Origin of the sequence: Bradyrhizobium sp. 613_E4_N2_2 (genome assembly GCF_052075995.1) — a bacterium.
GTDB classification, from domain to species: Bacteria; Pseudomonadota; Alphaproteobacteria; order Rhizobiales; family Xanthobacteraceae; genus Bradyrhizobium; species Bradyrhizobium barranii.
The window spans coordinates 2,919,601-2,943,349 of sequence record NZ_CP197234.1 but is presented as its reverse complement, the minus strand read 5'-3'; the positions used below and the strand labels follow the sequence as shown (position 1 = coordinate 2,943,349).

Genomic DNA, 23,749 nt, shown 5'->3' with positions numbered 1-23,749 from the left:
GTCTTGTCTCTCCCGAATTTCTAGTGGGCCGCCGCCCCTGCGACGCCGAGGTGGCGCTCGAGGACCGACGGGTCGGCCTTCAGCGCGGCGCTCGGGGCGTCGTGGACGATCGTTCCGCGCTCCAATATCACAACACGGTCGGCGAGCCCCAGAATCTTTTGCGCGTTCTGCTCGACGATGATCGAGCAGATGCCGCCCGCCCGGGTGATGGTGCCGATCGCCTTCAGAAGCTCCTCGACGATGATGGGGGCGAGGCCCTCCGTCGGCTCGTCCAGCAGCAGGACCTTCGGGTTGAGGGTCAACGCCCGGCCGATCGCCAGCATCTGCTGCTCGCCGCCGGAGAGCTGGTTGCCAAAATTGCTCCGCCGCTCCTTCAGCCGCGGGAACATCTCGTAGACCCGCTCGACCGTCCAAGGGCCGGGCTGCGCCACCGCGGTCATGTTCTCTTCCACCGTCAGCGAGCGGAAGATGTTGCGCTCCTGCGGCACCCAGCCGATGCCGGCCCGCGCCCGCTGATCGGGCCGCAAGCTCGTGACATCGGTGCCGGCGAGCGCGACCGAGCCGGAGAAGCGGCGGGTCACGCCGACGATGGAGTTGATCAGCGTGGTCTTGCCGGTCCCGTTGCGGCCCAGCAGCGCAAGCACCTGCCCCTCGGCGAGGCGCAGGGACATGTTGGACAGCACCACCGCCTCGCCATAGCCGGCGCGAAGTGCGTCGATCGCGAGCAGGTCAGACATTGACCGCCTCCTCGCCGAGATAGACGGCCTTGACCTGCGGGTCGCGCGCGACCACGTCGGGCGGCCCCTCGGTGAGCAGCGCGCCCGAGACCAATACCGAGATGCGGTCGGCGAAGGAAAAGACGAGGTCCATGTCGTGCTCGATCAGGAGCACGGTGACGTCGCGCGGCAGGCTGCCTACGACCGCGAGAATGTCGTGGCGTTCGCTCTCGGGCACGCCGGCGGCGGGCTCGTCGAGCAGCAGCACGCGCGGCTTGGCGGCGATCGCGACCGCGATCTCGAGCAGGCGTTGCTTGCCGTAAGGCAGCGTCACGGTCTCTTCGTTCATGACGTCGAGCAGATGGAAGCGCCTCAGGAGATCGGCGATCTCGCCGTTGACGTCGCTCCGCGTGCCCATCCGCCGCCACCAGTCGCCGCCATGGCCGAGGCGCTCGGAGACGGCGAGGCCGATGGTCTCGAGCGGGGTCAGGTCGGGATAGAGCTGGTTGATCTGGAAGGTGCGCGACAGGCCGCGCAGCACGCGCTTGTGCACCGGCAAATCCGTGATGTCCTGGCCTTCGAGCAGGATCCGGCCCGAGTTTGGCTTCAGCACGCCGGTGAGCTGGTTGATGACCGTGGTCTTGCCGGCGCCGTTCGGGCCGATCAGCGCGTGGCGGGCGCCCTGCTCGATCTTGAGCGACAGGTCCCGCGTCACGCGCAGGCCGCCGAACTGCTTTTCGAGATTTTGGGTTTCGAGCGCGATGGTCATGCGTCGCTCTCCGGCACGGCAACGACCGCCTTGCGTCCGGCAACCTGCTTGATGACCAGATTCGGCACGTACAGCACCCAGCGATGCAGGCGCTGGCGGCCGACCAGCACGATCACGACCAGCACGAGGCCGATCCAGAACTGCCAATATTGCGGGGTGATGGTGGAGAACACTTCCTGGAGCATGCGGAAGATCACCGCGCCGACCAGTCCGCCATAGAGATAGCCGGTCCCGCCGATCACGAGCACCAGCATCAAATCGGCCGAACGCTCGAAGGCGAATACGTCGAGGGAGGCGATCGCCGTGGTCTGGGTGAACAGCGCGCCCGCAATGCCGGCATAGAACGCCGCGAGGGTGTAGATCGCGATCAGGCGGCGGTTGACGGGGATGCCAATGGCGGCTGCGCGCAGCGGATTGTTCTTGATCGCGCGCAGCGACAGGCCGAACGGCGAATGCACGACGCGGCGGGCGAACAGGAACAACAGGAACAGCACCGCCAGCGAGTAGAAAAAGCCGGTCTTGCCGAACATGTCGAACGCAATCTCGCCGAAGATCGGCTGCATCTCGATGCCCTGAAGGCCGTCGGTGCCGCCGGTGATGTTGGAGAAGCGCTCGGCGAGCGCTTCCAGCAGCAGCGCGATGCCGAGCGTGACCATCAGCCGGGTCAGATCGACGCCGCGGATCACCAGGAAGCTGGTGGCAAAACCCAGCACCATAGCGGCAAGGCCGGCTACGATCAGCGCGAGCACGGGCTCGTTGATGATCCCATGCAAGGCGAGAAGCCCCGCGGCGTAGGCGCCGACGCCGAAGAAAGCGGCATGGCCGAGCGAGACGATGCCGGCATAACCGAGGATGAGATCGAGCGACATCGCAAACAGCGCCAGCCGCAGGATGTCGGTCATGATCAGATAGCGCGTGGGAAAAGCGAAGCCGCAGGCCAGCACGACGAGCCAGAAGGCGACTTCGCCATAGTGCCAGCGCGCCTGGCGCTGGGCGTGATAACCGACGTCGGAGGAAGCGCTCATCGGCGGCCTCAACGCGCGGCCGTGCGGCCGAACAGGCCGTTCGGGCGCCAGATCAGGATCACGATCATCATGGTGTAGATCACGAAGGGGCCCATCTTCGGCACATAATATTTGCCGGCGACGTCGCCGATGCCGAGCAGGAGCGAGGCCAGGAACGGCCCGGTGATCGAGGACGAACCGCCGACGGTGACCACGATCAGGAAGTAGATCATGAACTTCAGCGGGAAATACGGATCGAGGCCGAGGATCTCGGCGCTCAGTGCACCACCGAGACCGGCGAGCCCGCAGCCGAAAGCAAAGGTGAAGGCGAACACCTGCGGCACGTTGATGCCGAGCCCGCTCGCGGCACGGGGATCATCGACCGCGGCGCGCAGCCGGCTGCCGAACCGGGTCTTGGCCAGCACCATCTGGAGAGCAATGGTGAGCAGGCCGCAGATCACGATGATCATCAACCGGTAGCGGCCGATGCCGACGCCGAACACGTCGAACTGGCCCTGGAGCGCAGCCGGCAAATTGATGAAGACGCGCGATGAGCCCTGGATGTAATCGACGGCCGCGACCGACATGAACGTCAGACCGATCGTGAACAGCACCTGGTCGAGATGGCTGCGCGCATAGAGATGGCGGTAGAGCGTTCGTTCGAGCACGATGCCGATGGCTGCTGCGGAGACAAAGGCGAGCGGCAGTGCTGCGAAGAACGGCCAGCCCATCCGGTTGACCAGGACCATGCAGACATAGCCGCCGGCCATGGCAAAGGCGCCGTGGGCGAGGTTGACGAAGTTCATCAGGCCGAGCGTGACCGCAAGCCCGCAAGCGAGCACGAACAGCAGCATGCCGTAGGCAACGCCATCGAACAGGTTGGTGAGGATAGAGGTCATCGGAAGCGGGTGAACCCTGGTAATCACTCGTCATTCCGGGGCAGCGCGCAGCGCTGAACCCGGAATCCATTTCCATCACGTCGAGATCCCCGATGCGCGCTAAGCGCGCTCGGGGATGACGCGCTTTTCGCGCGTCACTTCTTCGTCTTACCGAGATCCTTGACGGCTTCGAAGGTCGCGAACTCGACATTGTAGAGCTCGCCGTCGACCTTCTCGACCTTGCGGATGTAGATGTTCTGCACGATGTCGCGGGTCTCGGGGTCGATCGAGATCGGGCCGCGCGGGCTTTCCCACTTCTGGCCCTTCATGGCTTCGACCAGCTTGGTGCCGTCGGTGTCGCCATTGGTCTTCTTCAGCGCCTCGTAGATGAGGTGGATGCCGTCATAGCCGCTCACGGCCATGAAGCCCGGACGGTTGCCGTAGGCCTTCTTGTAGGCCGCGACGAAATCCTTGTTCATCTGCGAGGGATGCGCCGCGGAATACAGATGCGCGGTGACCGTGCCGAGCACGGCGTCGCCCATGTTGTTGAGCAGGTCGTCGTCGGTGACGTCGCCCGGTCCGATTACCTTGATGCCGGCCTTGTCGAGGCCACGCTCGGCATACTGCTTCATGAAGTTGCCGCCCTGGCCGGCCGGCACGAACACGAAGATCGCGTCGGGCTTGGCATCCTTCATGCGCTGGAGGAACGGCGCGAAATCGGGATTGGCGAGCGGCGTCTTCACCTCTTCGACCACCTCACCGCCGCCGGCGGTGAAGTTCTGCTTGAAGAAGTTCAGTGCGTCGTTGCCCGGCGCGTAGTCGGAGGTGAGCGTCGCCACCTTCTTGATGCCGTTCTTCACCGCCCAGTCGGCGATGATGGTCGAGGACTGCGCCAGCGTGAAGCTGGTGCGCACGATGTAGGGCGAGCGCTCGGTGATGATGGAGGTGCCGGCCGCCATCACGACTTCCGGGATCTTGGCCTGGGTTGCGAGCGGCGCGGCCGCGAGCGCGGCCGGCGTCACGCCGAAGCCGGCGATGAAATTGACCTTGTCGTTGACGATCAGCTCCTGCGCGGCCGTCTTGGTCTTGTCCGGAATCGCGGCGTCGTCCTTGAGGATGATCTCGATCTTCTTGCCGGCGACGGTGTCGCCCTTCTGCTGCATATAGAGCTTGATCGCGTTCTCGATCTGCTTGCCGGTCGAGGCCTGGCCGCCGGTCATCGGCAGGATCAGGCCGACCTTGACGGTGTCCTCGGCCTTGGCCGGCACGATGGCCGCAAGGCCGGCGATGGCGGCCGCTGCCGCGGTCCAAGAGACCTTATAAGAAAACGTCTTCCGTTCGAACATCAGATGTCCCTCCCCTTCATTCCTGATCTCTTGTGCGCCGGACCGAGTGCCCGGTCCTTGGCTCAACCTTAGCTCACGCACGCGCGATGTCGCGCCACATGGCGTCTTTCGCGCCCTTATTGTCAATCGGACGTTTGGCGACCATTCGGCGCAAGCCGCGCGTCCCGATTGCCGACGACAGGGAGCGATGCCGTGGTTACGTCGGAGTAACCCGAGCATCCCCATCCTGGCCGCTCCTATTTGTACGATTGTACAAATAAAATGGACCTGTCAACAAAAAAGCCCTGCCGCCGACCAAGCCAGTTTGTCGCGTGCCCCTTGCCACAGTCTAGAAAGCGACCGGCCGCGTGGATGGAGGATTTCGTCTTTCTTTTGCAGAATTCGGACACCGCGGTTCACGGCAAATCGGTAGTTAATTACCTACCTCGAATAAGTCTATTTTACCTTGTTGAAGACTACTCTCCCCGCGCCAGCCTAACCCGGCGTCCAACACGACTGAATTCGCGCGCACAATGCTCAAGCTTTTCCGCTCCGTCCTCACCCTCGTTGCGCTCGCCGCGGGGCTGTCCGGCTGCGGCACCGTCAACGAAAAGCTCTCCGCCGGCATGGGCGACTACGTCCCGCAATGGGCCGGCGGCCTGCCGGCCGACGCACCGCCGCGGCCCGGCACGCCGCAATACGACGCCTACATGAAAGAGCGCGAACGCAAGCGGCTGCTGCCGGCGGCCGATCGCGAGAAGGAAGAGCAGGCGCAGAAGGGTGCGACCGGCTCGGCGTCCGGCAACGCGGTGCGCTGAGGGCGCTACTCGCCACTCACCATTCGCTAATCCATAAACACCACGGTCTTGCGGCCGTTGAGGATGACGCGGTCGTCGAGGTGGTAGCGGATCGCGCGGGCCAGCACGCGCCGCTCGATATCGCGGCCCTTGCGGACGAGATCCTCCGGGGTGTCGCGGTGGCTGATGCGCTCGACGTCCTGATCGACGATCGGACCTTCGTCGAGGTCGCGCGTGACGTAATGGGCGGTCGCACCGATCAGCTTGACGCCGCGCTCATGGGCCTGGTGATAGGGCTTTGCGCCCTTGAAGCCCGGCAGGAACGAGTGGTGGATGTTGATGCAGCGGCCGGAAAGCTTGGCAGACAGATCATCCGACAGGATCTGCATGTAGCGCGCGAGCACGACGAGATCGGTGCCGGTCTCGGCGACGAGATCGAGGATCTGCGCCTCCTGCTCGCGCTTGGTCTCCTTGGTAACAGGCAGATGGTGGAACGGGATGCCGCCGAAATCGAGCCCGGCATAGACCTCGCGCGGATGGTTGGAGACGATTGCGGTCGGGACCATCGGCAGCTCGCCGGTGCGCCAGCGATAGAGGATGTCGACCAGGCAATGGTCGGACTTCGACACCAGCAGCATCACCTTGCGATGCGCTGCACGGTCACGCATCTGCCACTCCATGCCGAAACGCTCCGCGATCGCGGCAAACCCGGTCTGGAGCGCCGACAGCTCCACGGCGAGATCGGCCGCGGTGAACACCACGCGCATGAAGAACTTCTTGGTCTCGACGTCGTCGAACTGCTGGGCATCGAGAATGTTCTGTCCGTTGTGGGCCAGAAAGGTCGACACCGCCGAAACGATGCCGGGACGATCCGGACAGGACAGGGTCAGGACATATTGATGATCAGGCATGGCTCTTGATGAAGGTTTGGGCAGCGACTGCGGAACGATCCGCGATTTGCGCCCTGCTCTATCACCGACCCCGCCCTCGCGCCAATCCCAAGACTTGATCGCAAGACTTGCGTCAGCATAAAGCGCGGAGTCAGGATGAACGGACCATTGCAATTTACCGCCGGAGCACACCCATGGCCGACCGCTTGAACGGCTACCGCATCCTGATCCTGGAGACGCGCGAGGAGGCCCAGTTTTCAAAGCTTCTGGCCGAGCAAGGTGCCGACGTCGTGCAGTGCCCGATGTTCACCATTCACGACGCGCCCGATCCCGCCCCGGTCGAGGCCTGGATTCGCCGCGCCATCGACCAGCCCCTTGACGACCTCGTGCTGATGACGGGCGAAGGCCTGCGGCGGATCATGAAGCTCGCGCGGACCCGTGGTCTCGACCAGGCTCTGGTCGCAGCCCTCGCCAAATCGCGAAAATTCACCCGCGGCCCGAAGCCCGGCAAGGCGTTGCGCGAGATCTCCCTCGATGCGCAGCAGAACACGGAGAAGCCGACCACCGAGGGCGTGATCGAAATGCTGGGCAGGCTCGATCTGAAGGGGCGACGCGTCGGCCTTCAGCTTTATCCGGACAAGGACCACAGCGCACTGACCGGCGCACTTGCCGCGCAAGGCGCCGATGTCGATACCGTGCTGCCTTATGCCTACGATTCCAAGGCAGCGGATGCCAACATCGTCGCCGCCATCGACGACATGACCGAGGGGCGGATCGATTCCATCGCGCTGACCAATCTTGGCCAGGTCCGCCGCCTCGTGGAAGCCGCGAAGGCACATGGCAGTGAGGCGAAGTTGCGCGCAGGGTTGGAGCGGACGCTGATTGCGTCGGTGGGTCCTGCGGTGTCGGGAGAGCTCGCCGCGCATGGCCTGCGCACGGACATCGCGCCGGCGGAAGACCACTATTTCATGCGCCCGCTGATCTCGGCGATGGCGGCGGCGCTCGCCGAGAAGCGGCCGAAGGTGGCGGGTTAGTCACCAGGCGCCGATGCCTAGCTTGCCACCTGCGATGCGGCCGACATCAACTCCTGCGGGCTCGGAGCCCCGAACATGCGATGGCCGCCTTCAGGAACCTCGGTAAAGGTCCAGCGCACGATCCCCTCGCGATCGAGCAGGAACTGGCCGAACAGCTGGCCCTGGCCGGTTGCCGCCATGCGCTGATCGGCCTCCATCATCTCGTAACCGTCCTTGTTGTTGAGGTACTCGGCAGCCGCCAACCGATTCATCGACCCCGACGTTTCGCCGGGCACATCCACCTGCATGCTCTTGACGACGTCCATACCCACCTTGCGCGGCCACTCGGTTTCGTTCTCCGTAAACTCGATAGTGGGCAGACCGAACGCGCGGTGCGAGACCCGCTCGGGGTCGGACGCGGCGAGCAGATTGGGCAATGGATGATAGCGGAAGTAGAGCCGCGCGCGCTCAATGGGCGTATTCACGACCGTGAGACTTTCGACGCCCTTGTCGCGCAGGGCTGCGTCAAGTTGCGCCTGTGCCGCGATATGTCGCCGACAGAACGGGCAGTGCAGCCCGCGAAACAAGCCGATCAATATCGGGCTGTGCCCGCGAAAATCCTGCAGCGCGATCGTTCCATCGCGTGTGATGGCGTCCAGCACGATGTTCGGCGCGCGATCGCCCGGTTGAAGCGGTCCGTCGACATGAAGTCCTGACATGGTTGAACTCCTTCATATGACCTAGTCAAGAAACGGCAGTACGATCAGCCCGGCGGGATCGAGACCGTGGCGAGCGCAGACATCATGCGCCAGCGCGAAATATCGGTCGGCCTCGGACATGTCGCCTCGATCAAGGCTCAGCGTGGCGAGACCATCATAGCATGGAAAGAGCTGCTGGGGTTCGCCGGTTTCGTTCGCCACCTCGATTGCCTCATTGTAGCAGAGGGCGGCCAGATCGGGGCGGAAGTGGCATTGATGGATTTGCCCGAGCACGATCAAGGGTACGGAGAGATGCTCGCGCTGATCGAGCGCACGGTCGATTTCGATCGCCTTCTCGGCAGCCGGTACCCCTTCCTCGGTACATCTGTCCGTGAAGGTGCAACAGGCAACGGCAAAATTGGCGAGAAGACGCGCCTGGAAGCCAAGATCCCCGATCCGACGCGCGACATCGAGTCCACGCCGGCAGACCTCCACGGCTTTCGCCGGGTCGACGATCGTGTAGAGCACACCGAGATTGGTGTAGCCGCGGCAGGCTACGTTGAGGAGGCCGGCCGCTTCGGCGGCTGCAACGCTTTGCTCCACCTCGCGCACCGCCTCCTCGTGTCGTCCAAGCCGCGCCAGCGCAACGCCCTTGGTGTTGAGGGCCTCCGCAATGGCACGTGCCGCCTCGAGACCGGCCTGCTCGTCCGCGTCCGCCGGTACGGACCGTGCATAGCCGAGCGCCTCGTCTGCCCATCTTGCGGCGGCGACGTGATCGCCGGTCCGAAACGCGAGACGGCCGCGCTCCTGCAGGAGATGCGCCCACTCGATGGGCGCGTCGGTCCCTCCAAGCAGGTTGGCCGCCTCGGCGTAATGCGTCTCTGCCTTGATCCGCTTGCCGGCGTCCCACAGCAATCGGCCAAGCCTGCGAAGAATTCGCGCTTCGCCGATCCGGTCCTGGATGGCGCGGTGCCCCTCCAACGCGCTCTGATAGTGCTCCTCGGCCGTGTTCCGGCGGCCAGCCGCGGCACAGAGGTCCGCAATCCGCTCGTACAGGACCAGACGTTCCGGCTCCCGTTCGCCGCCGGTCAACAGCACGGCGAGGGCCTGTTGGTAGAGACGGATGGCATCGTCATTGGCATAGCTGGCGCGTGCGCGATCGCCGGCTGCGCGCAGATAGCGCGCGCCTTTCGGCTTGCTCGCGCTCAGACTGAAGTGATGTCCGAGCAGGATGAGATCTTCGAGGCGCTCGGGCTCGTTGCCATAGAGCCTTTCGAGCGCCCCGCCAATCCGTCCATGAAGCTCGATCCGGCGCTGCAGAAGCAGGTTTTGATAGATCACGTCCTGAAGCATGGTTTGCGTGAAGCGGTAGGTCCGCAGCGAAATCGAGTTCGCGCCCGCGATCTCCTCGATGATCTCCGCGTCGCACAGAAGCTCGAGCCCTGCTTCAAGCCTTGCCGGCTCGGTTGCCGCCGCACCGAGAGCAGCCGCATCAAACCGCGGGCCGATCACGGCGGCTTCCTGTGCCAGGCGGCGCACCTGATGCGGCAACCGGTCGAGACGCGCCAGCAACAACGCCTGAATGCTTGCCGGAATATCGGCGGCGGCTTCATCCGATTTCATCCGCCACTGCGCGCCGTCGCGCTCCAGGGTGCCGGCTTCGATCAGGCCGCGTATGATCTCCTCGAGGAAAAGCGGATTGCCGCCGGCGCGATCGAGGATTCGACCGAACAGAGCTCCCGGCGGTTCACGCCAACCGTGACTGAAATAGGCCGCGAGCAGCCTTTGTCCGTCGGCGTCGCCAAGCGGGGGCAGCCGGAGGGTTGTGTGACTGATCCTGCTCGAGCCGAACTGGTCCAGCTCCAGCATCGGCCGATGCGTAAACAGCAGCATCAGCCGCGTCCGCTCCAGTCGGTCCATCAGGAACCGCAACGCTTCAAGCGACACCGCATCGGCCCAATGCAGATCCTCGACGATGATCAGCAGCGGCGACAGTGCCAGGCGGCGTTCGAAGACGGTGCGAATCGCGAAGAATATCTGCCGGCGGAGCTGTTCGGGCTCGACATGCCTGAGCGCGGCGTTGGGGTCGCCGAGGCCGAGGACGTGCAGATAGAGGGGCATCAGGCGGTCGGCCTCGTCGGTCGCGAGGCCAAGCTCCGACAGCGCTTCGGCGACCTTTGCCTCCGCCTCTGCGGCGCCCGCCTTCTGCGCAATGCCATAGGCGCTGCGCAGCACGGCGGCGAGAGTGCCGTAGGATTGTTCGCCAAGCGGCGAGCACGCCGCGTGCCGGATCGCCACGCCGGCGAATCGATCCTGGTCGCGGATGCGCGCGACGAATTCGCTGACCAGGCGCGTTTTCCCGATGCCGGCTTCACCGACCAGCCGCACCAGTTGAGCCGCGCCGCCGCACGCGCGATCAAGGCTGCCGATCAGGCGCGCAAGCTCGACGTCGCGCCCGATCAACGGCGCATTGAGGCCCAGCGTGTCGAGACCGCGCGCCGCACGGGGCGTGTCGAGCGGCTCCTTCAGACGGTGGACCAGCACGCTGCCCATCTTGCCCTTCAGCGAGACCTCGCCAAGCGAGTCATAGGAGAACGCATGCCGCGTCAGACGGTGGGTCAACGGCCCGACCAGCACCTCGCCCGGAGCCGCCATCGACTGTAGCCGCTGGGCGGTATTCACCGTGTCGCCGGTCACCGAATAGGATTTGGAAACACCCGCACCGAGCCCGCCCGCGACGACGTGCCCGGTGTTGATGCCGACATGGAGCAGCAGCGGTGAACCGGCATACGCCTCCGCGCGTTCGCTGAGGCGCGCCGTCCGGCCGATCATGTCGAGGGCAGCGCGCACCGCCCGCTCCGGGTCGTCCTCGTGCGCCGCCGGCGCACCAAACAGAGCCAGCAGCGCATCGCCGATGAATTTGTCCACGAAGCCGCCAAAGCTTTGCACCGCGGCCGTCAACTCCTCGAACAATTCGTTTTGAAGCGTCTGCATGACCTCGGGGTCGAGCCGCTCGCTCATCGCAGTGAAGCCGCTGAGGTCGGCAAACAGCACGGTGATGGTGCGGCGGTTCGCCTCGCTGTCGATCTTGTCTGACGGAGGTCGAAATGCGGCTTGAGCCTCCTCCGTCGGCACGAGCGGCGGAGAGGATGACCGGATCGGAAGCGTCGTCGGGCTCGTCCGCGCCGATGCCTGCCCGCCTGTGGGGACCTCAGCGACGAAGGCACCGCATTTCGGGCAATAGGCGAAATCCGGCGCGCATGGAAAGCCGCAGCCGGGGCACGCGTTCGGTTGCTTCGTGCCGCACTTCGGGCAGAAGGCAAAGCCGCTCTGGACCTCGAAACCACAGCAAGAGCAGTTCATGGGTCAGGACCTCGCGGAAGCCGCGATGGCGCGCGCTCCTGGACCTGCCGGATGGGCCCAGGAACCTGGCAAGCATGGGCTCGTCGCACGGCAAGAGCAAGCGGCGGTTGGTCAACCTCACCGTATCGGCTAGGCGACGAAGCGATGCTGCGGGCGCACTGGCGCACCGCAAATCGTCGGCAAGCATGGCGGCATGCGGTAGCGCCAATTGACAGAGGCATGGCCGGGGCTACCCTGCCAACAGAAGAACAAGAATAAGGGGGAATCGCCGTGAAACCCGTCATCGCATCTTGAGCACATCCGCACGACCTTCCGCACTCGCGCCATTCCGCATCCGCAATTATCGCTTCCAGTGGCCGTCCGATCTGCTCACCTCGTGGGCGTTCGAAGTGGAGACGCTGGTGCTCGGCTGGTACATCATGGTCGAGACGGGCTCCGTGCTGCTGCTCACCGTGCTTGCGTCGCTGCAGTTCGTCGGGACCCTGGTCGCGCCGGTGCTCGGCATGATCGGCGACCGGATGGGCCATCGCGATCTCCTGGTCGTGATGCGCCTTGCCTATACGGCGCTCTCGTCGACCATCATGGTTCTGGCACTGACCGGTCATTTGTCGCCGCTGAGCGTGATGATCATCGTCGCGCTCATGGGCCTGATCCGCCCCTCCGATCTCGGCGTCCGCGGCGCGCTGCTTGCCGAGATCATGCCGGCCGAGCAACTGGTGGGCGCCATCAGCGTTGCGCGCACGACCCAGGACAGCGCCCGCATCGCCGGAGCGCTGACGGGCGCAGGTCTGTTCGCCGTCCTCGGCATCGGCCTCGTTTATGTGGCGATCGCCTGTCTGTATCTCGCGGCCGCACTTCTCATGCTCTGCCTGACCCGGCCGAAAAGGACCATCACGACGAGCGATCTTCCGGCGAACAGCCACGCGGTCTCGCGATTGCTGGGCGACCTCAAGGAAGGGATCGTCTATGCCTGGAACGGCCCGGGAATGCGCGCGGCGCTGTGCGTCGCCTTCCTGGCCAATCTCACCGCCTTTCCTTTCACCGGCGGACTATTGCCCTACATCGCGCGGGACATCTTTCATACCGACCAGACCGGCCTCGGCTATCTCTCGGCGAGCTTCGCCGTGGGCTCGCTGATCGGCTCCATCACGCTCAGCCTAGTCAGCGGACTGCGCATTGCCCGGCTTCTCATCGGCGCGACGCTGGCCTGGTACGCCATGCTGCTGGTGTTCGTCGAGATCAGGACCATGCCGGTGGCGATGGCCTGCCTCGTTCTCGCCGGCATCGCCCAGAGCATGTCGATGATCTCAGCTGCCGTGATCCTGATGCGGACGGCGAGCGCACACCTGCGCGGCCGCGTCATGGGCGTGCGCATGATGGTGATCTACGGCCTGCCGCTCGGATTGCTCGCGGCCGGCAGCCTGATCGACATCATCGGCTATTCCGCGACGGGCTCGCTCTACGCCGCCGCAGGCTTCATCGCGATGCTGGCGATCGCGATCCGCTGGCGCGCCGACCTCTGGCCGGTCCACGCGCCGGCAAACGCGCGCTAGTCCCCGTAGCCGCGCAGCCGCTCGACATCCAAAATGGTGACGCCGCCATATTCGAGCCGCAGCAGCCCCTCCTTCTCCAGCCGGTTCAGCGCGCGGTTGGCGTTCTGCCGTGACATGCCCGAGAGCGCCCCGATCTCCTCCTGGGTGATTTCCAGATGCGCGGTCGACTCGGGATAGAGGATCGGATTGAACAGCGAGGCGATGCTGCGTGCGAGGCGTGCGGTGGCATCCAGCGTGCGGTTGACCTCAAGCATGCCGATGAACTGGCCGAGCCGCTCGTTGAGCTGACGCACCAGGAAGCGGTTGAAGCCGACGCTGTTCTCGAACAGCCACATGAAGGCGCTGCGTTCCATCAGCGCGACGCGGCTGTCGCGCAGCGCGACCACGTCGTAGCGGCGCGGCTCGTTCTTGAGCACGCTGCCCTCGCCGAACCAGGCCCCGGCCGTCAGCCCCGCAAGGCTCGTCTCCTTGCCGTCGCGCGAGACCCCGCCCATCCGTGCCAGGCCGCTCACCATGCCCGCCCAATAGCTGAACGTATCGCCGCGCATGAACACGGTCTCACCGGTGCGGTAGGACCGTTCCGTGATCCCGGTGCGGGCGACCTCGATCTCCGCGTCCGTGAGCTCGCGCGACCAGGCGGCGACCCGCTTCAGTTGATCCTCTGAAATCATGATGCCGAAGCCAGCCGCACCGTTCGCCACCCAATCTCTCTGCTGCACTGCAACACGATCGCTTCGACCACCATCCGACGAAAGATGAAGGCCACTCCCGCCTGAAAAAACTTTGTCGCAGAATTGTCAGGCGGGAGACATTTCAAAATAGCGCTTTCCCCTATTGAGGACCACCTTGGGCGATGCGGCTTTTGATCCCGATCGGGAGCAAGAGTGGCGCGGCGCCGGTCGAGACCAATAGCTGCATGGCCTCACCGGCACGGCCGTACTAGGATCGCCCGACAGGAACGGACGAAGAGCGCCGCTGAACGCGCCATCACCGGGAGGGATTTGTTTGGTGGCTACTAGTCTCGAAGTGCGCGGCGTGTCCTTGCGATTCGGCGGCGTCCGTGCGCTGACCGATGTCAGCTTTGCCATCAATGACGGCGAGCTGTTCTCGATCATCGGCCCCAACGGCGCCGGCAAGACCTCGATCGTGAATTGTATTTCCGGTCGCTACAAGCCGACCGAGGGCCAGCTGTTCTACCGCGGCCGCGACATCACAGGGCTGACGCCGAACGCGCGCCCCACGCTCGGCATCGGCCGCACCTTCCAGAATCTGGCCCTGTTCCACCACATGAGCGTGCTCGACAACATCATGGTCGGGCGCCATCACCTCCTGAAGAACAATTTCCTCACGGGATCGCTGTACTGGCTCACCGGCGCGCGCAAGGAGGAACTCGAGCACCGCCGCAAGGTTGAGGAGATCATCGACTTCCTCGATCTCCAGTCGGTGCGAAAGGCGCAAGCCGGCACCCTCTCCTACGGCCTGCGCAAACGCGTCGAGCTCGCCCGTGCCATGGCGCTGGAGCCGCGCCTCATTCTCCTCGACGAGCCGATGGCCGGCATGAACTTCGAGGAGAAGGAGGACATGGCCCGCTACATCGTCGACCTCAACGAGGAGTTCGGGATGACGGTGGTGATGATCGAGCACGACATGGGCGTGGTGATGGACATCTCCCACCGCGTCATGGTGCTGGATTTCGGCCGCAAGATCGCCGAGGGCGATCCCGCCGCCGTGCTCGCCGATCCCCACGTCAGGCGCGCCTATCTCGGCGAGGAGGACGAGGTGCTGGTCGATCCGGACGATGCTCCGCCAGCGCAGGAAAGTGCGGCATGATGGATTACGCGGGCCGCGTCGCGCAGGCCGACACCTATCCGAAGATGCTGCGGCTCAATGCCAGGGAGCACGGCAACGAGATCGCGTTGCGCGAAAAGGATCTCGGGCTCTGGCGCGTCTTCACCTGGAATGACTACCACATCCGCGCACGCGACTTTGCGCTCGGCCTCGTCGAATTGGGCGTGGGGCGCGAGGACGTCATCGGCATTATCGGCGACAACCGGCCGGACTGGGTCGCGGCGGAAGTGGCGACCCACGCCATCGGCGGCTTGAGCCTTGGGCTCTATCGCGACGTGCTGGACGAGGAAGCCTCCTACCTCCTCAACTATGGCGAGGCGCAGGTCGTTTTCGCCGAGGACGAAGAGCAGGTCGACAAGCTGCTCGCGCTTGCCGAGCGGGTACCGCGGCTGAAGCACATCATCTATTCCGATCCGCGTGGCATGCGGAAATATGACGATCCCAGACTGATGTCGGCGGAAGCGTTCGCCGAGCTCGGCCGCGGCCGCGCCACGCGTGAGCCGGAGCTCTACGACCGCCTCGTCGATGCCACCAAGGGCGAGGATGTCGCGATTCTCTGCACAACGTCGGGCACCACCTCGCACCCGAAGCTCGCCATGCTCGCCGCCGGCCGCGTGCTCGGCCATTGCGCGACCTATCTCGCCTTCGATCCAAAAGGGCCGGACGACGAATATGTCTCCGTGCTGCCGCTACCGTGGATCATGGAGCAGGTCTATGTGCTCGGCAAAGGCCTCTTGTGCCGGATGAAGATCAACTTCGTCGAAGAGCCTGATACGATGATGAACGATCTGCGCGAAATCGCGCCGACGTTCGTGCTGTTTGCGCCGCGCGTCTGGGAATCCATCGCCGCCGACGTCCGCGCCAAGGTGATGGACGCGACGCCTTTCAAGCAGCGCCTGTTCGACATCGGCATGAAAAGCGGCCTCGCCGCGCTCGCGGACGGCAAACGTTCGAACCTTGCCGACGCAATCCTGTTCCGCGCGCTCCGCGACCGCCTCGGCTTTACCCGCCTGCGTTCGGCCGCGACCGGCGGCGCGGCACTCGGCCCTGATACCTTCAAGTTCTTCCAGGCCATGGGCGTGCCGCTGCGCACGCTCTACGGCCAGACCGAACTGTTGGGGGCCTACACGCTGCATCCCGAGGGCAAGGTCGACCCCGACACGACGGGCGTGCCGATGGCCGACAGCGTCGAGATCCGCATCGACAATGCCGACGTCCACGGCGTCGGCGAGATCGTGGTGCGGCATCCCAACATGTTCCTCGGCTATTACAAGAACCCCGAGGCGAGCGTCGCCGACATCAAGGACGGCTGGATGCTGTCCGGTGACGCCGGCTACTTCAACGCGAACCGCCAGCTCGTCGTCATCGACCGCATCAAGGACCTCGCCGAGACCTCGCGCGGCGAGCGCTTCTCGCCCCAGTTCATCGAGAACAAGCTGAAGTTCTCGCCCTATATCGCGGAGGCCGTGGTGCTGGGGGCCGGCCGCGACGCGCTCGCGGCGATGATCTGCATCCGTTACTCCATCATCTCGAAATGGGCGGAGAAGAGCCGGCTCTCGTTCACGACCTACAGCGACCTCGCCTCGCGGCCCGAGGTCTATGCGCTGCTCAAGAAGGAAGTCGAGACCGTCAACGCCACATTGCCGCCGGCGCAGCGCATCTCGCGCTTCCTGCTGCTCTACAAGGAGCTGGACGCCGACGACGGCGAGCTCACCCGCACCCGAAAGGTGCGCCGCAGCGTCATCAACGAGAAGTACGAGGGTATCATCAACGCGATCTACCGCGGTGATGCCGACATCCCCGTCGACACCGTGATCCGCTTCCAGGACGGCACCACGCAGCGCGTGCGAACGACGCTGCGCGTGGTGGATCTCGGCGGGCATGGGCATATGGCGGAGGCCGCGGAGTGAGCCTGCTTCGAACCGAGACCGCGCTGCCAGCCGATGCGCCCTCTCCCCTTGTGGGAGAGGGCATCTCCGCCGCTGGCCACACCCTCGCCCGGGTGAGGGATCCCCTCTCAGCACCGTCGCTGCCGAGAGAACCCCTCACCCGGCTTCGCTTCACGAAGCCACCCTCTCCCACAAGGGGAGAGGGTGCACCGTCATCGCTTCTGCATTTTGCGCGGGCATCGACATGAACACCGCCTTCCTCATCCAGCTCCTGGTCAACGGCCTCGTGGTCGGCACGCTCTATGGCGTGGTCGCGATGTCGTTCGTGCTGATCTACAAGGCGACGCAGGTCGTCAACTTCGCGCAAGGCGAGCTGCTGCTGGTCGGCGCCTGGGTGTGCTGGGCGCTGCTTGCGAAGTACCAGGTGCCGTTCTGGATCGGCATGCCGATGACGCTGGTGTTCATGTTCGTATTCGGCATCGCGATCCAGGTCCTGATCCTGAGACCAATGATCGGCGAACCCATCATCTCGGTGATCATGGTGACAATCGGCCTCTCGACCGTGCTCCAGGCCACGCTGAAATGGATGTTCGGCGTCAATCCGCAACCGTTCCCGCGCGTGTTCGAGAGTCAGTCGGTCAGCCTGCTCGGGCTTCAGATCCAGACCGTCTATGTCATGAGCCTCGTGGTCTCGGTCGCGATGATGATCGGCATGGCCTGGTTCTTCCGCGCCTCCAAGTACGGCCTCGCCATGCGCGCCACCGCGTTCAACCAGCAGGTCGCGCAATCGCTCGGCATCTCCGTCAAGAGCGTGTTCGCGATGGCCTGGGCGATCTCCGCGACAGTGTCGGCGGTCGCAGGCGTGGTGGTCGCCGTCGTCAACGGCGTGTCTTCGGGACTTGCGGCCTACGGCATCAAGGTGTTCCCGGCGGCGATCCTCGGCGGGCTCGATTCCGTCGGCGGCGCCGTGCTTGGCGGCATCATCATCGGCTTGCTCGAGAACATCGCGCAATATGTCGACAGCGAGTATCTGCACTGGGGCAATCTCTACGAGATCGCACCGTTCTACGTCCTCATCATCGTGCTGATGATCAAGCCCTACGGCCTGTTCGGCACTCACGACATCGAGCGGATCTGATCCATGGCCGGCCCTGCCCTCATCCCTGCTGGTGATTTCCGCACCTCCTACGCGGCGGACACCACGATCTTCCCGACGATGACCAGCCGCAACTTTGCGATCATCGGCGTGCTGTTGCTCTGCCTCGTGCCGCAACTCCTTGGCGGGTACTGGCTCAGCATCCTGATCCAGATCGGCATCTTCTCGATCGCAGCGCTCGGCCTCAACATCCTGGTCGGCTTCACCGGCCAGATCTCGATCGGCCATGCCGCCTTTTTCCTGCTCGGCGCCTTCACCTCGGCCTACATCTCCAACAACGCGCCGATCCCGGTGTTCTTCGCGATCCCGCTCGCGGGCGTCGTCACCGCGCTGGTCGGGCTGATCTTCGGCATCCCGGCGGCGCGACTGAAGGGGCTCTACCTCGTCATCGCAACGTTGGCGGCGCAATATATCCTGCTCGACTTCTTCTCTCGCGCGGAGTGGTTCACCGGCGGCTCGGTGCCGGCCAGCGCCAATCCGTTCTCGATCTTCGGCTTCACGCTGCGCGGCGACAGGCAATATTTCTATGTCGTGCTGGCCTATGTGGTCGCGAGCTACGTCCTCGTCACCAATCTGATGCGCACACGCGACGGCCGCGCGCTGGTGGCGATCCGCGACCATTATCTCTCTGCCGAGATCATGGGCATCAACCTCACCAAATACCGCACGCTGTCGTTTGGGCTGGCCGCCTTCTTCGCCGGCATCGCCGGCGCGCTCTATGCGCATTACCAGCTCGTGGTCTCGCAGGAGGGTTTCGGCATCGAGCGCTCGATCCTGTTCCTCGCCATGATCATCATCGGCGGCACCGGTTCGATCATGGGCACGCTGATGGGCACGGCCTTCGTGGTGCTGCTGCCTGAGACGATGGAATTCATCAGCCTCTACCTGAAGGGCGGCGCGATCGACAAGGCGCTGTCCCTCAACACCAACATCACCTTCCTGCGCGAGATCGCGATCGGAGTGATCATCATCGCGTTCCTGATGTTCGAGCCGGACGGGCTCGCGCATCGCTGGCGACAGATCAAGGCGTACTGGAAACTCTACCCGTTCTCGCATTGAGCACGGGCAACTTTCTAACCAACGAAAAAACAGGAGGAGGCAACCAATGAAGACAAAATCCCTTTTGAGCACCGCATCGCTCGCGCTGGCGATCGCCGCATTCTCGGCCGGCGCGCAGGCGCAGATCGCGATCGGCCATCTCGCCGATTATTCCGGCGGCACCTCCGACGTCGGCACGCCCTACGGCCAGGCCGTCGCCGACACCTTCGCCTGGGTCAACAAGAACGGCGGCGTCGGCGGCAAGCAGCTCAACGTCGATACCAACGACTACGGCTACCAGGTGCCGCGCGCGATCGCGCTCTACAAGAAATGGTCGGCGCCGGACTCCAAGGTCGCCGCGATCATGGGCTGGGGCACCGCAGACACCGAAGCGCTGACCGGCTTCCTCGCCCAGGACAAGATTCCCGACCTCTCCGGCTCCTATGCCGCAGCCCTTACCGATCCCGAGGGCGTCAGCGGCAAGGCCAAGCCTGCGCCTTATAATTTCTTCTACGGCCCGAGCTATTCGGACTCGCTGCGCGCGATGCTGATGTGGGCGGCCGAGGACTGGAAGGCCAAGGGCAAGCCCGGCAAGCCGAAGTTCGTGCACATGGGCGCCAACCACCCCTATCCGAACGCGCCGAAGGCCGCAGGCGAAGCCATGGCGCAGGAGCTCGGCTTCGAGGTGCTGCCGCCGCTGGTGTTCGCGCTCACACCGGGTGACTACAGCGCGCAGTGCCTGAGCCTGAAATCCTCGGGTGCCAACTACGCCTATCTCGGCAACACCGCGGCTTCCAACATCTCCGTCCTGAAGGCTTGCAAGACCGCCGGCGTCGAGATTCAGTTCCTCGGCAATGTCTGGGGCATGGACGAGAACGCCGCCAAGACCGCCGGCGATGCCGCCAACGGCGTGATCTTCCCGCTGCGCACCGCAGTGAGCTGGGGCGGCGATGCGCCCGGCATGAAGACGGTGATGGAGATCTCCAAGATGTCCGACCCCACCGGCAAGGTCTACCGGCCCGTGCATTACATCGCGGCGGTCTGCTCGGCGCTCTACATGAGGGAGGCGCTCGACTGGGCTGCCAAGAACGGCGGGGCGACCGGCGAGAACGTCGCCAAGGGCTTCTACCAGAAGAAGGACTGGGTGCCGGCCGGAATGGACGGCGTCTGCAATGCCTCGACCTGGACCGACAAGGACCACCGCGGCACGCTGAAGGTCGACCTCTATCGCACCAAGATCGCGGGTGCGACCGACGGCGACCTCAATGATCTCATGGCCAAGGGCACGATCAAGCTCGAGAAGGTCAAGACCGTCGAGCTGCCGCGCAAGCCGGAATTGTTGGGGTGGTGAGCCCGGCGCTCACCCAAGGCACAACGGTCATCCCCCGCGAAAGCGGGGGATCCAGTACGCCGCGGCCTCTCGGGGAACGTCGAGCGTCTCTGGAATACTGGGTCACCCGCCTTCGCGGGCGACGACACCGAGAGAGTAACTGACCATGAGTGAACCGGCTCACATCGAGCGTCCCTCCCCCAGCGTCGTGCCCGCGCCGCCCCTCCTCGCCGTCCGTAACATCGAGGTCGTCTATGACGACGTCATCCTGGTGCTGCGAGGCCTCAGCCTCGACGTGCCCAAGGGCGCGATCGTGGCGTTGTTGGGGGCCAACGGCGCCGGCAAGTCGACGACGCTGAAGGCGATCTCGGGGCTGCTCAAGACCGAGGACGGCGAGGTCACACGCGGCGAGATCCTGTTCGAGGGCTCCGCTATCGCCGGCATCGATCCCGACAAGATCGTGCGTCGCGGCATCTTCCAGGTGATGGAGGGCCGGCGCATCGTCGCCGACATGACGTCGCTCGAAAACCTCAAGCTCGGCGCCTTCACCCGCAGGGATCGCGAGGTCGATGCCGATCTCGACATGGTCTTCAACTATTTCCCGCGCCTGAAGGAGCGCACCGGCCTTGCCGGTTATCTCTCAGGCGGCGAGCAGCAGATGCTTGCGATCGGCCGCGCTCTGATGGCGCGCCCGAAGATGATCTTGATGGACGAGCCCTCGATGGGCCTGTCGCCGCTGCTGGTGAAAGAGGTGTTCTCGATTATCCAGAAGATCAACCGCGACCTCGGCGTCACCATCCTGCTGGTCGAGCAGAACGCCCGCGCCGCGCTGTCGGTGGCGAGCCACGGCTACATCATGGAACAGGGCAAGGTGGTGCTCGACGGCACCGCGGACGAACTGCGCGACAACGAGGACGTCAAGGAGTTCTACCTCGGCGGCGCCGGCGATCAGCGCAAGAGCTTCAAGAACCTAAAGAGTTTCAAACGGCGCAAACGGTGGCTGTGAAACTCAGCTCAGCACCTGCTCCGCTTCCGTGACTGCGCAGAGAACATGATAGAACGACGACGCAGGAATGGTGTCGACCAGCGATTTGCCGTCGCGATCGAACTGATCGTACCAGCCGCCCTTCACGGGATGGCTGAGATAATGGCGTTCGAGCCGCACCAGCGCCGCGCGCGCCTCATCGGCCGCGCCGGCCTCGCCGGACTCGCCGGACTCGGCCTGCGCGATCCACGCCTTCGCCATCTCGGTCTGCGGCCACAGCCGGCGCGTGCTGCGACGGATGTTGCCGCTGGCATCGCCCTCGTCGACCAGACACCCCGTGGCCTCGTCGCGATAGCGCAGCGCGGTGGCGAGCAGCTCGGCGCGACGCTGTCCGGTCGGGCAACCCGTGATGCGTTCAAACCCTTTCAGCAGCCAGACCCACTCCGCCTGATGGCCGGGCTCGACGCTGACCGGCTCGATCTTGGACCAGTCCTCCTCGAAATACTCCGTCAGGATCCGCTTCTGCTTGTCGTAGAGATTGGCGAGGAACAGCGCGAAGAACTCGCCGGCGCGGTTCTGGAACGACAGATCGTGGGTCGCGTCGAAGCACGCGATCATCGCCTCGAACAGATGCATGTGCGGGTTCTGCCGGCGCGGCAGCGAGACCGGCAGGCCTTCATGCACGCCGCCATGCGGCGAGCGCAGATGGCTGTCGAGGAAGGCGAGCAGCGCGTCGATCTCGGCGCGAATTTGCGCATCCTGGTCGAGCCCGTAGACGGCCGCGAGCGCAAACAGGATGAAGGCGTGGTCGTAAGCATCGCGTCGGCCGTCCAGCACGGCGCCGTCCGGCGTCAGCCGGTGCACGTAGCCAGGCCGGCCGTCTGGCGCCTTCGCTTTGCTGAGCAGATGCTCCAGCCCCTTCAGCGCGACGGCGCGCCCCCCAGGGTACCAGCCCATCTGCGCCGCCTTGGCGTAACAATAGATCTGGCGCGCCTGCACGAGCACGCGCCGCGGTGCGGCCGCATCGGCCGTGCCGTCACGGTGCAGCCGGTCGACGAAACCGCCTGCCGCATCGTCCCAGCCGACGGACGACCACAGCGGCAGCGCCTCGTCGATCATGCGGCGCTTCAGGCGCGCGACGACGTCCGCCGCCTCGTCCGCCACAATGATGCCTTCGTCCGCCATCGCGTCCTCTCCACGCCTCGACACTGGCCGTCTGATACCCATGCCGGCGGCGGCGTGCAACGGATGCCAACCCGGAAAGACCAGCCATGACTGCCCATTACGACGCCCGCGAGACGCGCGAACCGGCCGTGCGCGAGGCGGAGCTGTTCTCCCGCCTGCCGAACGTGCTGCGCGGCGCAATGGCCGCACCCGCCTACGCCGAGCGGCTGAAGGGCATAGATCCGGCCGCCGTGACCTCCAGGGCGGCGCTGGCGGGCCTGCCGGTGCTGCGCAAGTCGGAGCTGCCCGCCCTGCACAAGGCCTCAGCGCCCTTCGGCGGCTTCGTGCCGGCAGCCCCGGGATCGTTCGCCCGCCTCTTCACCTCTCCCGGTCCGATCTTCGAGCCTGAAGGGCGGCAGGCCGATCCCTGGCGCGGTGCGCGGGCGCTGTTCGCGGCCGGGTTCCGCCCCAATGACATCGTGCTCAACACCTTCAGCTACCACCTCACCCCCGGCGGCTTTATCTTCGATGCCTCGGCCCGCGCGCTCGGCTGCGCAGTGATCCCGGCGGGCCCCGGCAATACCGAGCAGCAATTCGAGCTGATCGAGGCCTACCGTCCGGTCGGCTACAGCGGCACGCCGGACTTTCTGAAGATATTGCTCGATGCCGCAGCAAGCTCGGGGCGCGACGTCTCATCGATCAAGCGCGCGCTGGTCTCGGGTGCGGCCTTCCCGCCCTCGCTCCAAGCCGAAATCAAGGCACGCGGCATCGACGCCTACCAGGCCTTCGGCACCGCCGACCTCGGCCTCATCGCCTTCGAGACCGAGGCGCGCGAGGGCATGGTGGTGAACGAGGATCTGATCATGGAGATCGTCAAACCCGGCACCGGCGATCCCGTCGCGCCGGGCGACGTCGGCGAGATCGTGGTGACCTCGCTCGATCCGCACCATCCCTCGATCCGTCTGGCGCTCGGCGATCTCACGGCAGCGCTCCCCGGCCCAAGCAAATGCGGGCGCACCAACATGCGCATCAAGGGCTGGATGGGCCGCGCCGACCAGACCACCAAGGTCAAGGGCATGTTCGTCCGACCGGAGCAGGTCGCCGAGATCGGGAAGCGCCATGCCGCGCTTGGCCGCCTGCGCCTCGTCGTCATGCGCCAGGGCGAGGCCGATGCGATGACGCTGCGCGCGGAAACTGCGGCCGCGAGCGACGCCCTGCGCGAGGAAATTGCAGGCACCTTGCGCGCGGTAACGAAACTCGGCGGCAATGTCGAGCTGGTCAACCCGGGCGCGCTGCCGAACGACGGCAAGGTGATCGCGGACGAGCGGTAGCT

The 23,749-nt window shown here is 65.0% G+C and carries 20 protein-coding genes; 10 read left to right on the top strand and 10 right to left on the bottom strand.

The window, feature by feature from the left end; translation table 11 throughout:
- Positions 1-20: 20 nt before the first annotated feature.
- The 5 genes from AB7290_RS13820 to AB7290_RS13800 form a co-directional block, all read right to left on the bottom strand.
- Positions 21-737 (bottom strand): ABC transporter ATP-binding protein, encoded by a 717-nt coding sequence (locus AB7290_RS13820; RefSeq protein WP_028152000.1) that lies wholly within the window; start codon positions 735-737, stop codon positions 21-23.
- Positions 730-1,485, bottom strand: coding sequence for an ABC transporter ATP-binding protein (locus tag AB7290_RS13815; protein ID WP_014493881.1), 756 nt, complete (start codon positions 1,483-1,485; stop codon positions 730-732). Before AB7290_RS13815 ends, AB7290_RS13820 begins: the two co-directional genes overlap by 8 nt.
- Positions 1,482-2,510, bottom strand: coding sequence for a branched-chain amino acid ABC transporter permease (locus tag AB7290_RS13810; protein WP_038943695.1), 1,029 nt, complete (start codon positions 2,508-2,510; stop codon positions 1,482-1,484). Before AB7290_RS13810 ends, AB7290_RS13815 begins: the two co-directional genes overlap by 4 nt.
- A gap of 8 nt (positions 2,511-2,518) precedes the next feature.
- Positions 2,519-3,388 carry a branched-chain amino acid ABC transporter permease gene (locus tag AB7290_RS13805; protein ID WP_028152003.1) on the bottom strand — a complete coding sequence of 290 codons (870 nt, stop codon included), beginning with the start codon at positions 3,386-3,388 and terminating at the stop codon, positions 2,519-2,521.
- Between the two features lie 134 nt (positions 3,389-3,522).
- Positions 3,523-4,713 (bottom strand): ABC transporter substrate-binding protein, encoded by a 1,191-nt coding sequence (locus tag AB7290_RS13800; protein WP_063982179.1) that lies wholly within the window; start codon positions 4,711-4,713, stop codon positions 3,523-3,525.
- A 512-nt stretch (positions 4,714-5,225) separates the two neighbouring features.
- Here AB7290_RS13800 and AB7290_RS13795 point away from each other — a divergent pair.
- Positions 5,226-5,510: a hypothetical protein gene (locus AB7290_RS13795; protein WP_028152005.1), complete on the top strand. Its 285-nt coding sequence runs from the start codon at positions 5,226-5,228 to the stop codon at positions 5,508-5,510.
- Between the two features lie 26 nt (positions 5,511-5,536).
- Here the strand turns inward: AB7290_RS13795 and purU are convergent, their stop codons facing one another.
- Positions 5,537-6,400 carry a formyltetrahydrofolate deformylase gene (gene purU, locus AB7290_RS13790; protein ID WP_028152006.1) on the bottom strand — a complete coding sequence of 288 codons (864 nt, stop codon included), beginning with the start codon at positions 6,398-6,400 and terminating at the stop codon, positions 5,537-5,539.
- A 173-nt stretch (positions 6,401-6,573) separates the two neighbouring features.
- On the opposite strand from purU, the gene AB7290_RS13785 reads away from it, so the two are divergent.
- Positions 6,574-7,413, top strand: coding sequence for a uroporphyrinogen-III synthase (locus AB7290_RS13785; RefSeq protein WP_028152007.1), 840 nt, complete (start codon positions 6,574-6,576; stop codon positions 7,411-7,413).
- A gap of 17 nt (positions 7,414-7,430) precedes the next feature.
- On the opposite strand, the gene AB7290_RS13780 is transcribed toward AB7290_RS13785, so the two are convergent.
- Together AB7290_RS13780 and AB7290_RS13775 are read right to left on the bottom strand one after the other, a co-directional pair.
- Complete coding sequence (locus tag AB7290_RS13780; RefSeq protein ID WP_028152008.1) at positions 7,431-8,111, bottom strand: redoxin family protein; 681 nt, start codon at positions 8,109-8,111, stop codon at positions 7,431-7,433.
- A 21-nt stretch (positions 8,112-8,132) separates the two neighbouring features.
- On the bottom strand, positions 8,133-11,453 hold the full coding sequence (locus AB7290_RS13775; RefSeq protein ID WP_028152009.1) for an adenylate/guanylate cyclase domain-containing protein: 3,321 nt from the start codon (positions 11,451-11,453) through the stop codon (positions 8,133-8,135).
- Positions 11,454-11,743: 290 nt separating this feature from the next.
- Here AB7290_RS13775 and AB7290_RS13770 point away from each other — a divergent pair, with 290 nt between their 5' ends.
- Positions 11,744-13,006 carry an MFS transporter gene (locus AB7290_RS13770; protein WP_028152010.1) on the top strand — a complete coding sequence of 421 codons (1,263 nt, stop codon included), beginning with the start codon at positions 11,744-11,746 and terminating at the stop codon, positions 13,004-13,006.
- Here AB7290_RS13770 and AB7290_RS13765 read toward each other — a convergent pair.
- Positions 13,003-13,677, bottom strand: a complete 675-nt coding sequence (locus AB7290_RS13765) for a Crp/Fnr family transcriptional regulator (RefSeq protein WP_028152011.1) — start codon at positions 13,675-13,677, stop codon at positions 13,003-13,005. The genes AB7290_RS13770 and AB7290_RS13765 overlap by 4 nt on opposite strands.
- Positions 13,678-14,014: 337 nt before the next feature.
- Between AB7290_RS13765 and AB7290_RS13760 the strand changes: the two genes are divergently transcribed.
- From AB7290_RS13760 to AB7290_RS13735, 6 genes are all read left to right on the top strand, one after another.
- Positions 14,015-14,836 (top strand): ABC transporter ATP-binding protein, encoded by an 822-nt coding sequence (locus tag AB7290_RS13760; RefSeq protein WP_014493868.1) that lies wholly within the window; start codon positions 14,015-14,017, stop codon positions 14,834-14,836.
- On the top strand, positions 14,833-16,764 hold the full coding sequence (locus tag AB7290_RS13755; RefSeq protein WP_028152012.1) for a long-chain fatty acid--CoA ligase: 1,932 nt from the start codon (positions 14,833-14,835) through the stop codon (positions 16,762-16,764). The genes AB7290_RS13760 and AB7290_RS13755 overlap by 4 nt, the downstream gene beginning before the upstream one ends.
- A 223-nt stretch (positions 16,765-16,987) precedes the next feature.
- Positions 16,988-17,881, top strand: coding sequence for a branched-chain amino acid ABC transporter permease (locus AB7290_RS13750; RefSeq protein WP_014493866.1), 894 nt, complete (start codon positions 16,988-16,990; stop codon positions 17,879-17,881).
- 3 nt (positions 17,882-17,884) lie between these two features.
- Complete coding sequence (locus AB7290_RS13745) at positions 17,885-18,958, top strand: branched-chain amino acid ABC transporter permease (RefSeq protein ID WP_028152013.1); 1,074 nt, start codon at positions 17,885-17,887, stop codon at positions 18,956-18,958.
- Between the two features lie 46 nt (positions 18,959-19,004).
- Positions 19,005-20,288: an ABC transporter substrate-binding protein gene (locus tag AB7290_RS13740; protein WP_028152014.1), complete on the top strand. Its 1,284-nt coding sequence runs from the start codon at positions 19,005-19,007 to the stop codon at positions 20,286-20,288.
- Between the two features lie 145 nt (positions 20,289-20,433).
- Positions 20,434-21,273, top strand: coding sequence for an ABC transporter ATP-binding protein (locus AB7290_RS13735; RefSeq protein ID WP_028152015.1), 840 nt, complete (start codon positions 20,434-20,436; stop codon positions 21,271-21,273).
- Between the two features lie 3 nt (positions 21,274-21,276).
- Here AB7290_RS13735 and AB7290_RS13730 read toward each other — a convergent pair whose 3' ends face one another.
- Positions 21,277-22,437: an AGE family epimerase/isomerase gene (locus tag AB7290_RS13730; protein WP_028152016.1), complete on the bottom strand. Its 1,161-nt coding sequence runs from the start codon at positions 22,435-22,437 to the stop codon at positions 21,277-21,279.
- 86 nt (positions 22,438-22,523) lie between these two features.
- Here AB7290_RS13730 and AB7290_RS13725 point away from each other — a divergent pair, with 86 nt between their 5' ends.
- Positions 22,524-23,747 carry a phenylacetate--CoA ligase family protein gene (locus tag AB7290_RS13725; protein ID WP_085405843.1) on the top strand — a complete coding sequence of 408 codons (1,224 nt, stop codon included), beginning with the start codon at positions 22,524-22,526 and terminating at the stop codon, positions 23,745-23,747.
- Positions 23,748-23,749: the final 2 nt, after the last annotated feature.